The sequence below is a fragment of the Pseudomonas sp. IT-P44 genome, from assembly GCF_949768225.1.
Taxonomy (GTDB): Bacteria; Pseudomonadota; Gammaproteobacteria; order Pseudomonadales; family Pseudomonadaceae; genus Aquipseudomonas; species Aquipseudomonas migulae.
This window is the reverse complement of record NZ_CATKQM010000007.1, coordinates 142844-153831: the sequence shown is the minus strand read 5'-3', so window position 1 is coordinate 153831 and position 10988 is coordinate 142844. Positions and strand designations below refer to the sequence as shown.

Annotated in this window: 10 protein-coding genes; 3 read left to right on the top strand and 7 right to left on the bottom strand. The window is 60.3% G+C overall.

The features are described 5' to 3' along the window. Positions 1 to 25: 25 nt before the first annotated feature. Positions 26 to 658 (bottom strand): response regulator, encoded by a 633-nt coding sequence (locus ACM6IO_RS03895; RefSeq protein WP_017339266.1) that lies wholly within the window; start codon positions 656 to 658, stop codon positions 26 to 28. A gap of 26 nt (positions 659 to 684) precedes the next feature. Further along, complete coding sequence (locus ACM6IO_RS03890; RefSeq protein ID WP_414910986.1) at positions 685 to 2046, bottom strand: cache domain-containing protein; 1362 nt, start codon at positions 2044 to 2046, stop codon at positions 685 to 687. A 341-nt stretch (positions 2047 to 2387) separates the two neighbouring features. Between ACM6IO_RS03890 and ACM6IO_RS03885 the strand changes: the two genes are divergently transcribed. The 3 genes from ACM6IO_RS03885 to ACM6IO_RS03875 all read left to right on the top strand — a co-directional run bounded on the left by ACM6IO_RS03885 (position 2388) and on the right by ACM6IO_RS03875 (position 5986). Beyond that, entirely contained in the window at positions 2388 to 4445 is a 2058-nt protein-coding gene (locus ACM6IO_RS03885) for a carbon starvation CstA family protein (protein ID WP_008024713.1), read from the top strand. 14 nt (positions 4446 to 4459) lie between these two features. Continuing rightward, the gene (locus tag ACM6IO_RS03880; protein ID WP_007900300.1) at positions 4460 to 4657 is read left to right on the top strand and encodes a YbdD/YjiX family protein; all 198 of its coding nucleotides are present in this window, start codon (positions 4460 to 4462) and stop codon (positions 4655 to 4657) included. A 597-nt stretch (positions 4658 to 5254) separates the two neighbouring features. Beyond that, the gene (locus tag ACM6IO_RS03875; RefSeq protein WP_414910985.1) at positions 5255 to 5986 is read left to right on the top strand and encodes a lysostaphin resistance A-like protein; all 732 of its coding nucleotides are present in this window, start codon (positions 5255 to 5257) and stop codon (positions 5984 to 5986) included. Between the two features lie 21 nt (positions 5987 to 6007). Here the strand turns inward: ACM6IO_RS03875 and ACM6IO_RS03870 are convergent, their stop codons facing one another. From ACM6IO_RS03870 to ACM6IO_RS03850, 5 genes are all read right to left on the bottom strand, one after another. Beyond that, the gene (locus ACM6IO_RS03870; RefSeq protein ID WP_414910984.1) at positions 6008 to 7219 is read right to left on the bottom strand and encodes an MFS transporter; all 1212 of its coding nucleotides are present in this window, start codon (positions 7217 to 7219) and stop codon (positions 6008 to 6010) included. Continuing rightward, positions 7216 to 7608, bottom strand: coding sequence for a GlcG/HbpS family heme-binding protein (locus ACM6IO_RS03865; protein ID WP_008039127.1), 393 nt, complete (start codon positions 7606 to 7608; stop codon positions 7216 to 7218). Before ACM6IO_RS03865 ends, ACM6IO_RS03870 begins: the two co-directional genes overlap by 4 nt. 84 nt (positions 7609 to 7692) lie before the next feature. Then, on the bottom strand, positions 7693 to 8412 hold the full coding sequence (locus ACM6IO_RS03860; RefSeq protein ID WP_192228364.1) for an IclR family transcriptional regulator: 720 nt from the start codon (positions 8410 to 8412) through the stop codon (positions 7693 to 7695). A gap of 309 nt (positions 8413 to 8721) precedes the next feature. Further along, complete coding sequence (locus ACM6IO_RS03855; RefSeq protein WP_414910983.1) at positions 8722 to 9837, bottom strand: Gfo/Idh/MocA family protein; 1116 nt, start codon at positions 9835 to 9837, stop codon at positions 8722 to 8724. A 135-nt stretch (positions 9838 to 9972) separates the two neighbouring features. Continuing rightward, positions 9973 to 10893, bottom strand: coding sequence for a MurR/RpiR family transcriptional regulator (locus ACM6IO_RS03850; protein ID WP_008039123.1), 921 nt, complete (start codon positions 10891 to 10893; stop codon positions 9973 to 9975). Between the last annotated feature and the right edge of the window lie 95 nt (positions 10894 to 10988).

The window sequence follows — 10988 nt, the reverse complement described above, 5'->3', positions numbered from 1 at the left end:
TACAGGGGGGTAGTGTTCAGCAGGTTTATGGGGAAATGATCCCATGGTCGATGGCGTATTTGACCAGCGCCGCCGGTTTGTCGATGTTGAGTTTGCGGCGGATGCTCAGGCGATGGGTTTCAACCGTGCGCACGCTGATGTCGAGGTCACGGGCCATTTCCTTGTTGTTCATCCCCTGGGCCATTTTGTACAACACCTGGCTTTCACGCGGCGTCAGCTCGTTGTCGGTACTTTTATCAGCAATGAGCCGCTGGGCAATTTCCGCGCTGTAGAACGTGCCGCCGCTGGCAATGGCTTCGATGGCGGCGATGATTTCCCGTGACGGCGCGTTCTTCAGCACATAACCGCTGGCACCCGAACGCACGGACTCGCTCACGTATTCATAATTGTCGTACATGCTCAGCACCAGCACTTTGAGCGAAGGGTACTGGCTGCGCAGCAACCGGGTCAGCTCCAGCCCGTTCATGTCCTTGAGGCTGATGTCGACCAGCAGCAGGTCAGGCTGGCAGCGTCCGACCATCTCGATGGCGTCCGCGCCATTCTCGGCTTCACCCACCACTTCCAGCGGGGCCATGACGGACAGCAGCGCCTTGATCCCGTCGCGAACCAGGGAGTGATCGTCGACCAGGGCGACGCGGATCGGGGAGGGCAGGTTAATCACGGGCATTCACTCTTGTTGTCTGATCAGCGTTTTGCGACGGGCATTTTCATGGGCAGCAGCACGTCCAGCTCACTTCTTCCCGGCACCGAGATCAGCTCGAACCGGCCGCCAAAGTGCTCGACACGCTCACGGATATTACGCAGGCCGATGCCGGCATGGCCACGTTCGACCTGGGCGACGTTGAAGCCGATACCGTCATCGATCACCGTCAGCCGGATGGATTCTTCAGAACCGTGCAGGTTGATGGAAACGTTTTTTGCCTGTGCATGGCGTTCAATGTTGGTCAGGCCTTCCTGCACAATGCGAAACAACGAAACCGCCGCGCCATCGACCAGATGGCAGTCGAATTCGTTGTCGTTATAGGTCACGGTGAGGCCGCTGCGTTGCTCGAATTCCTCGGCAAGTTGACCGATGGCCGCCGACAGCCCCAGGGTGTCGAGCAAGGATGAGCGCAGGTCGTGGGAGAGGCTGCGCACCTCGCCAATCGCTTCGCCGAGTCGTTCCGTGGCCTCTCTTAAAATACTCAAACCCTTGTCTTGTCCATTCTCCAGCACATGGCTGGCAAGTTCGAACTGGAACTTGATGGAGACGAGCACCTGGCTGATGCCGTCGTGCAGTTCACGGGAAACCCGCGAGCGTTCTTCCTCCTGCAAACTGACGATTCGCTGGGTCAGGCGTTGCAGTTTTTTGTCGGCCAGACGGTGCTCGCTCACGTTCAGCGTCATGCCGCTGGCAAACACGAACAGCACCGCCACGAGGGCCACGGCGGCAATCGCCAGCATGGTTTTGCGGATGCCCTGGGCCACCTCGTCACGCGCCTGTTGGGTCGCGCGTTCGACGTCCTCAAGGTAAATGCCGGTGCCGAGCATCCAGCCCCAGCGATCCAGCATCACCACGTAGGCGAGCTTGTCGGTGACCTGGCCGGAAGAGGGCTTGTTCCAGGCGTAGCGTTGAAAGCCTTCGCCCGATTGCGCACTTTTGAGCAATGCCTGAATCACCGGCAGGCCGTGCGGGTCCTTCATGTCCCACAGGTATTGGCCGACCAGTTCCGACTGCCGCGCGTGCATCAGGCTGCGACCTTCGCGGTCGTACACGAAGAAGTAGCCATTGATGCCAAAGCTGAGTTTGCGCAGTTCTTCCAGCACGCGTTGCTGGGCGTGCTCGTCACCGTGGCCGTCGTCGTACAGCGGCGCGATCAGGCTTTGCGCCATTTCCACGTAGTTTTTCAGTTCGGCGCGCTTGCTCGCCAGGATGCTGTCTTCGATCAGTTGCGCCTGTTGATCACCCACCTGGCGGTTCAGGGAAATCACCAGTCCGCAGATGACAGCGATCGCCAACACCAGCGGCAGAATCCCGAGCGCGACGATTTTGTGTTTGAGCTGCATCTGGGCTCCTGTCCGGACCGGGGGAAGGCGAAGGCCGGCATCATATGCCAAAGATGCGCACGTCCAGTAGCGCTGCTGGACGGAATGACCGGACAACGCCGAATTGTAGGAGCCGGCTTGCTGGCGATGGCGGCGTGACTGATACACCGCGTCGCCTGGATCGCCAGCAAGCCGGCTCCTACAGGTTTTGCAGTTTCTACGTAGAACTACGTAGAGGGCGCGTACGTAGTAACGCGGATTTATTTGTAGACGGCATGCGCGGATATTGGGCCAGCTCCGCACAGCGGACACAATTATAAAAATTACCGCCGCAGTCACAAGCTGTCGGCAGGAGACACGCTATGCCCCGTCTGGCTAAACACCTCGCCTGGTTTGCCGTGGCTGTTCTGGGAGCGTTTGCGCTGAGTGTCGTGGCCCTGCGCCGCGGCGAAGCGATCAACGCCCTCTGGATCGTAGTCGCAGCCGTCGCCATCTACCTCGTCGCATACCGCTACTACAGCCTGTTCATCGCCAACAAGGTGATGCAACTGGACCCCAATCGAGCCACTCCCGCCGTACTCAATAACGATGGCCTGGACTACGTCCCGACCAACAAACACGTGCTCTTCGGTCACCACTTCGCAGCCATCGCCGGCGCAGGTCCGCTGGTCGGTCCAGTGTTGGCGGCGCAGATGGGCTACTTGCCTGGCACACTTTGGCTGATCGCCGGTGTGGTGCTGGCCGGTGCGGTTCAGGACTTCATGGTCCTGTTCATGTCCACCCGCCGCAACGGTCGCTCCCTGGGCGATATGGTCCGCGAAGAAATGGGCCGCATCCCCGGCACCATCGCGCTGTTCGGCTGCTTCCTGATCATGATCATCATCCTCGCGGTGCTGGCGCTGATCGTGGTCAAAGCCCTGGCCGAAAGCCCTTGGGGCATGTTCACCGTGATGGCGACCATCCCGATCGCGATGTTCATGGGCATCTACATGCGCTACATCCGTCCGGGCCGCATCGGTGAAATCTCGATCATCGGCGTGTTCCTGCTGCTGGGCTCGATCTGGCTGGGCGGGCAGATTGCCGCGGACCCGGTCTGGGCCAAGGCGTTCACCTTCACCGGCATTCAAATCACCTGGATGCTGATCGGCTACGGTTTCGTTGCCGCGGTACTGCCGGTGTGGCTGATTCTGGCACCGCGTGACTACCTCTCCACGTTCCTGAAAATCGGCACCATTGTGGCATTGGCGATCGGCATTCTGATCACCATGCCCGAGCTGAGAATGCCGGCACTGACCCAGTTCATCGATGGCACCGGTCCGGTGTGGAAGGGCGGTATGTTCCCGTTCCTGTTCATCACCATTGCCTGTGGCGCGGTATCGGGTTTCCACTCGCTGATCGCTTCCGGCACCACGCCGAAGCTGCTCGCCAGTGAAGGTCATGCCCGCTACATCGGTTACGGCGGCATGCTGATGGAATCCTTCGTCGCCATCATGGCCATGGTTGCGGCATCGGTGATCGATCCGGGCGTGTACTTCGCCATGAACAGCCCGGCGGCGATTGTCGGCGCGGATGCTGTTTCGGTTGCGCAGACCGTCAGCAGCTGGGGCTTTGCAATTACCCCGGAAGCGCTGCAAGCGGTGGCCAAGGACATCGGTGAAACCACCATCCTGGCCCGTGCCGGCGGTGCACCGACCCTGGCGGTCGGTATCGCGCAGATCCTGCACCACGTCCTGCCGGGTGAAAACACCATGGCGTTCTGGTACCACTTTGCGATCCTGTTTGAAGCGCTGTTCATCCTGACCGCAGTCGATGCCGGTACCCGTGCCGGTCGCTTCATGTTGCAGGATTTGCTCGGCTCCTTCGTGCCGGCGCTGAAACGCACCGAATCCTGGACCGCCAACCTGATCGCCACCGCCGGTTGTGTGGCGATGTGGGGTTACTTGCTCTATCAAGGCGTGATCGATCCACTGGGTGGCATCAACACCTTGTGGCCGCTGTTCGGCATCTCCAACCAGATGCTGGCCGGTATCGCGCTGATGTTGGCGACGGTTGTGCTGATCAAAATGAAGCGCCAGCGCTACGTCTGGGTGACCATGCTGCCAGCGGTATGGCTGCTGATCTGCACCACCACCGCCGGTTTCATCAAGCTGTTCGACGCCAACCCGGCCATCGGCTTCCTCGCGCTGGCCAAGAAGTACAGCGATGCCTTGGCCAACGGTCAGGTACTCGCCCCGGCCAAGAGCATCGAGCAGATGCAGCACGTGATCTACAACGCCTACACCAATGCGACGTTGACCGCGCTGTTCCTGTTGGTGGTGTTCAGCATCCTGTTCTTTGCCCTCAAGGTCGGCATTGCCGCGTGGGGAACCAAGGAGCGCACGGATAAAGAAGCGCCATTCCAGGCCCTGCCGAATGCGTGATCGAGGAGTGCAGCATGTTCAATGACCTGAGTCGCCTCGGTAAATACCTCGGTCAGGCCGCGCGCCTGATGGTCGGCATGCCCGACTACGATACTTACGTCGAGCATATGCAGACCAAACATCCGGACAAACCGGTGATGAGTTACGAGGTATTCTTCCGGGAACGCCAGGAAGCGCGTTACGGAAGCAAGGCCGGGCCCAAGTGCTGTTGACCCGGTTGTCGGGTTAACAGCAATCCCTGTGGGAGCTAGCCTGCTGGCGATGGCGACTGAACATTCAACATCACTGTTGATTGACAGTCCGCCATCGCCAGCAGGCTAGCTCCCACATTGTTTTGCGCAGTAATTTTCAGGGTTTACGTTCGATGAGGGTTCGCCCCGGTTCATTGCGGCACACAAGCTTGTCCCGATAGTTGTCACACAGCGATTTCAGCAAATCACTCGCGCAAGCCCCGCTGATCCGCCGATCAATCGCAAAACCCGCCACGTCCCCCTTCAGTTGAAAATCCACCCCCTACACCGTCTCCAATCGCTGCTTGATCGGCGCTTCTGCTGTTTGCACGGCCTCGCGGAACATTGAACTGTGCAAATGGCCGCACGTCCAAGCCATTAAGCCGGTTTGAGCATTTCAATGTTTCTGGAGGCGGGTGATGTCGAGGCGGGCGCTGATTCGGTTTTTTGCGGTTTATCTGTCCGCTTTCCTGGTGTTCGGATTGGGCGTGGCCGCGGCGTCTCCCTGGATTGCCACTCACATTCTTCTGAAGTGGATGCTATAACCCGGCACTCGCCTCGACGCCAACGGACAGACACATGATTGAAGAGGGACTTTCGCTACTGATCGATTACGGCACTTATCTGCTGCCCGGTTTTAGCCTCTGTGCTCTCTGGTTCTGGCTGACGCCGAAGACGCAACCCGGTTTGCGTATTGCGATCCTGCTGCTGACCTTCGTCCTGCTGCGCGATGTGATGACACCGCTGCATTTATGGTCCCTGAGTGGCGATGTGCAGATCGGCTTTGTTGCGAATCCGTTTGTCCTGGCCGTGCTGGGTGCACTGTCGCTGGCAATCGTCGCCGCGCTGGCAAGGATCGCCCCGCAGCTTTGGCAACTCGTCGTCTGGAAGAAGGGCAATCTGGCCGCAGGGCTTGCGCTGGGTGTTGCGGCCGGGTGTGCGATCGGCGTTCCGCTGCGGCTCTATCAAGGCATCGGTGTAGGCGAAATAGCCGGTTACTGGCCCTGGTTGATGGGCATGGTCGTGCTGGCCTACGGCGGGAATGCGTTGGAAGAAGTGCTGTTTCGCGGGTTCCTGCAAGGTCACCTCGAACACCACACCTCTGCGATACGAGCCGCCTTGATCAGCGCTGTCGCCTTCTCGGCCTGCCATTCGTTTCTGGCACTGAGCGTCACCCGGATTGGCTGGCCGATTCTACTGTTCACGTTGCTGGAGGGGCTAGTCTGTGCTTTCGTCCGCATGCGCTACGGCGTGATCGCCGCCACCGCTGCACACGGGACGGCGATATTACTCATCGCCGTTCCCATGTGATTGATCAGCATTGGGGGCTGCTCAGGGGTTGCAGATTTCGGCTCGGTGCTCAAGCGAGTCTTTTCGGTTGAGCGACAGCAGCCAGATCAGCGGCAACTGCGCAAGGATCACGGTCACGACACCGGCCCAGGGCGTTAGAGCCATTTGCCCATTGGCGACCAGGGCACTGCCGCTGGTTTCTCCCAAGGCTATACCGAGGTTGAAGGCCGAAATGTTCAGCGCCGAAGCGAACGCCACGGCGTGCGGGGTATAGCGTTCGGCGGTGGCCAGCATGCCGGCCTGGGCGGCGGGAGAGAGACCGAAGGCCAGCGCGCCCCAGAAAAACAGCATCACTACCATCGGCAGTTGATAGGGCAACAGCAGTGCGACCGCCGCCAGCACGAGTGTCAGTAGCACAAAGATCATTCGCAGCGCCGATTGCCAGCCCATCGTGGCCGCGAGTCGGCCCCCGACCAGATTGCCGACCAGGGTCGCAACGCCGAACACGACCAACAACAAACTGGCGGTCGCGGTGGAAAAGCCGCTGATGTCGGTGAGGATCGGGGTGATAAAGGTGAAGGCGGCAAAGCTTGAACCAAAACCCAGCACGGTCACGGCCATCATCGCCAGAATGGCCGGGTGCCTGAGTGCCGCCAGCTGAGTGAGAGCTTTGCCCGACGGCGGTGTCGGTACGTTCGGCAACCACCGCGCACTGGCTATCAAGGCCAGGGCAGCCAGCAGCGCGACCGCATAAAATGGCAGCCGCCACCCCATCGCGTTACCCAGGATGCTGCCAATCGGCACACCGATGACCATCGCCAGCGTCAGGCCGGCGAACATCACGGCAATGGCTTTGCTTGCCTGTCCCTTTGGCGCCAGGCTGGCGGCGACGGTGGCACCAATGGCAAAAAAGCTGCCATGAGCAAGCGCGGTGATGATGCGTCCTGCCAGTAACCAAGGGTAATCGGTGGAGAGCGCTGCCAGCAGATTCCCGCCCAGAAACACCGCAATCAACGCCAGCAGCACCGGTTTGCGCGGCAGGCGCGCCAGTGCCAGAACGGTCAGCGGCGTGCCCAGTGCCAGCGCCAACGCGTACAGCCCGACCAGACTCCCCGCACGCGCCAGTGGGATGTCGAGGTCAGAGGCGATAGCCGGGAGAATGCCGACGACAATGAACTCGGCCATTCCGATAGCGAAAGCGGTCACCGCCAGCGCCACCACGCCAGGGTGAATACGTTGCGTGCTCGGGTTCATGGACGACCCGCTGCCTGCAGGGCAATCACCTGATCCGCCTCGACGGTCGCCCCGGCAACGCCAACGGCGCCGATGACCTTGCCGTGTTCATCACGCAACACCACGCCACCGCCAAAGCTGATCAGGCCGCCGTTGGTAGCCTCCAGCGAGTAAATGGCTCCGCCCGGTTGCGCTTCCATACCCAGTTCGGCGCTGTCGGTGCGAAACAACGCAGCCGTGCGTGCTTTCTTCAGCGAAACATCGATGGCGCCTGGCACAGCGTCATCCATGCGCACGAAATGGCGCAGAAGTCCGGCATCGTCGACCACGCTGATGCAGACGGCGAAACCCTGATCACGCGCCTGCGCTTGTGCACGGTTAATGACCTGCTGGGACAATTGCTCAAACATTCGGGACTCCATTGAATAAAACGACAGGAACGCGATGATCCCGACGATTGCTTTTCAAGGGAATATGCCCCAGGCCATTGGCGGTTAAAGTTTGAGCATGTCGAACATTTCGCGCATGGCGTGGTTCGCCAACGTGCACAACGCTGTCTTGGGCAAGCGTGAGGCGGGCGCGGCAACACCGAGCGCCGCCACCACGCGACCTTGCAAGCGCAGGGGCAGGGCGACGCAGTTAAGCCCCGGCTCGGCTTCTTCAAGGTCTAACGCGTAGCCATGGGTGACGATACCGGCCAACTCGATTTCCAGTTCCGCAGGCAGCAAGTCCGCTCGACGCAGACTGCGACGCAGGTCCTCGTCAAAGGCCAGGAATATTTTACCGATGGCCGAGGTGGTCAGCCCGGCGCGACGCCCGCGCGGGCTTGCAACGCGCAAGTTGCCGCTGCCTTCCAGGGCATCCATGTAGAGGTATTCGCGGGTGCCACAGGGCGCTGCGAGGAAACAGGTTTCACCACTGCGTTCGGCCAGCATGCGCAGCGCAGGGGCAAAGGCTTCACGCAGCAACGCATCGGCGTCGCTCAACGGTTGAGCGATTTCGCGCAGGCGCAAACCCAACGCATAGTGAGTGCCACGGCGGGCAATGTAGCCCATGGCGGCCAGTGTATTGAGCAGGCCGTGCAAGGTGCTCTTGTGCAGTCCGGATTGCGCCGCAAGGTCCACCAAGCGGATTTCGCCCCCCGCCGCCGCGATGGTTTCAAGGATCATCATCGCGCGCTCGACGGACTGTATGCCTTTGTTCTCGTTGATCATGTGAGGGACGTTCGTTGGCCAGTAATGAGTCTGAGGTCCACGAGGAATAGTGCCTCGTGGTTCGGTGAAAGCCCATGAGTCGCAGGATTATCCACGCTGACAGGATTGGGCAGCCGTCCTGATCATCCGGGGGGCTTGATGCTGGCGTGAAGGTGGCCGGAGCGATTGGCGGGGAAAGTTTGATGATGTCGGAGTTTAGCGCGGGTGATTGTCTGCGCCGGTCGCAAAACGCCCGCAGCACGCAGAACAATTGTGGGAGCGAACAGGCTCGCTCCCACAGGAATTGGCGTTCTTCAACGCCTATTGCGATCAGACCTCGCTGATGTTGACCCAGCGCTGTTCCCGCGCCGCCAGTCGAATCGCCGTTGCCAGTCGCTCCACTTCAAAGGCTTGCTCGAAATCGGTGCCGGCTTGTCCGTGGCCGGCCAAGGCCATGATCAGCTCATGCACTTCCAGCGTCTTCAACTCGTTGTAGCCCAACTGATGCCCCGGCGCTGGACTGAACGCTGCGTAACCGGGCAAGTCCGGTCCGGCGAGTAAACGCTGGAAACCGTCCTGGCCGGCGCGGCACAGGCGTAACTCATTCAAGCGTTCCTGATCGAACGCCAGGGTGCCTCGGGTACCGCTGATCTCGAAGCTCAGATGATTCTTGTAGCCGTGCTTGAGCCAACTGCTGCTGAAGGTGCCACGAGCGCCGCTGGTGAAGCGCAGCAAGGCATGGGCGTGATCGTCAACAGCAATGCTGCGTTGATCCTGGCTACCGGCCGTGACCGGGCGCTGGCGGTGCACGGTCTGGGTGTCGGCGCACACCGCTTCGACATTACCCAGCAGATGGCGCGCCATGGCGAGCAAATGGCTGCCCAGATCCGCCAATGCCCCGCCGGCATGCCCGGCCTCACAGCGCCACGACCAGGGGGACGCTGGATCGGCCATGAAATCTTCGCTGAATTCGCCTTGAAAACTGATGATCTCGCCGAGTTCGCCGCTCAGAATCAACTCACGTGCCAGGCCAATGATCGGGTTGTGCTGGTAGTTGTAGCCGACACGGGTGACCACGCCGGCATCCTTGGCCGCCACGTGCATGGCATTCGCCTGTTCAAGGTTTACCGCCAGCGGTTTTTCGCAGTACACGGCCTTGCCGGCGGCAAGAGCGGCCATGGCCATCGGGTAGTGCAGATGGTTGGGGGTGGTGATGGCGATCAGGTTGACCTTGGGGTCATCGATCAATTGCTGCCAGTCGCCATGGGCCTGCTCAAAGCCCCAGGCAGTGGCGCAAGCTTGTGCACGAACGGGATCGGCGTCGGCCACGGCGGCGAGGCGAAGCGTGAAGGGCAGTTCGAATGCCGCACTGACGTTGCGAAAGGCCAGGGCATGGGCACGGCCCATGAAACCCGTGCCGATAAGTCCGATTCCGAGTTCGCGCATGACAGGATCCTTTGGATTCTTGTTTTCAGAGATCCAATTTATAGAATAAATATTCTCTTGTTTCAATTTTTAGAATAAATATTTACACGCGATCGCTGAGTCGCCGTATGCGGAACCGTAACACCTGTGTCCGGGTCAGTCGTCGAACCCGACCTGTTCGTGAATCTCATCGACCTTCAACTCCAGTCGATAGGCCACGGCGATAAACAGCGCCTGACACAGGCACAGGGTCGCACTCAATGAACGGAACGCAAACGAACTGCCTTCGTTGACCAGCAGCAGGGTGTTGGCGCGCTTGGCCAGGGGCGAGAGATTGCTGTCGGTGATGATCAGGGTTTTCGCCTGATGATGCTGGGCGATGCGCAGGCAGTGCTGGGTTTCCTTGCCGTATGGCGTGAAGCTGATGGCGATCACCAGGTCGTTGGCGCGCACGCTGCGCATCTGCTCGCGGTAGCTGCCGCCGAGCCCAGACACCAAATGAATGCGCTTGTTGGTGTGTTGCAGGTTGTAGACCAGGTAATCGGCTACCGCGAACGAACGACGCACGCCGACCACGTAGATGTTGTCGGCGTTGACCACCAGGTCCACGGCCTTGTCGAAGGCCTGGTCATCGAGTTCCAGCCCCAGTCGCTCGATGCCCGACAGGGTCGCGTCGATGCACTCGCGCGCCAGGTCGCCGCCGCTGGCTTTCTGCGACTTGTTGGCGATCATGCTGCGAATGCGCTGCTGGTAGTTCTGTACCGGCGTGGTTTTGTGGGTATACGCCTCGCGGAACAGTGCCTGCATTTCGCTGAAACCGCTGAAGCCGAAACGCTGGGAAAACCGCACGATGGCCGACGGGTGCACTTCGCACTCGCGAGCGATGTCGCTGATGCGGTCGACCATGATCCGGTCGCTCTGCTGGCTCATGTAACTGGCAATGCGTTTGAGCTGGCGCGGCAGGCTTTCGTATTCATTGGTGATCAGCTGCAGCAGGCGCTCGGCGTTGATCGGGGGGCTGACAAGATCGCTCTCGGGCGTGCTCTCGGTCGTATCCGGCTGATCGGTGCGGGACATAAGGAATCCTTCTGGCTTGTTCTTGGCTTGTTCTTACTAGCGACGATGTTTCACCGCGTCCCAGGACAATAGGTTGGCTGTGCGCAGTCTACAGG

Excerpts from the sequence above, each read along its gene's own strand:
- ACM6IO_RS03880 (WP_007900300.1), top strand. The coding sequence starts at position 4,460 with ATGTTCAATGACCTGAGTCGCCTCGGTAAATACCTCGGTCAGGCCGCG.
- ACM6IO_RS03870 (WP_414910984.1), bottom strand. The coding sequence starts at position 7,219 with ATGAACCCGAGCACGCAACGTATTCACCCTGGCGTGGTGGCGCTGGCG.
- ACM6IO_RS03865 (WP_008039127.1), bottom strand. The coding sequence starts at position 7,608 with ATGTTTGAGCAATTGTCCCAGCAGGTCATTAACCGTGCACAAGCGCAG.
- ACM6IO_RS03850 (WP_008039123.1), bottom strand. The coding sequence starts at position 10,893 with ATGTCCCGCACCGATCAGCCGGATACGACCGAGAGCACGCCCGAGAGC.
- ACM6IO_RS03890 (WP_414910986.1), bottom strand. The coding sequence starts at position 2,046 with ATGCAGCTCAAACACAAAATCGTCGCGCTCGGGATTCTGCCGCTGGTG.
- ACM6IO_RS03855 (WP_414910983.1), bottom strand. The coding sequence starts at position 9,837 with ATGCGCGAACTCGGAATCGGACTTATCGGCACGGGTTTCATGGGCCGT.
- ACM6IO_RS03860 (WP_192228364.1), bottom strand. The coding sequence starts at position 8,412 with ATGATCAACGAGAACAAAGGCATACAGTCCGTCGAGCGCGCGATGATG.
- ACM6IO_RS03875 (WP_414910985.1), top strand. The coding sequence starts at position 5,255 with ATGATTGAAGAGGGACTTTCGCTACTGATCGATTACGGCACTTATCTG.
- ACM6IO_RS03885 (WP_008024713.1), top strand. The coding sequence starts at position 2,388 with ATGCCCCGTCTGGCTAAACACCTCGCCTGGTTTGCCGTGGCTGTTCTG.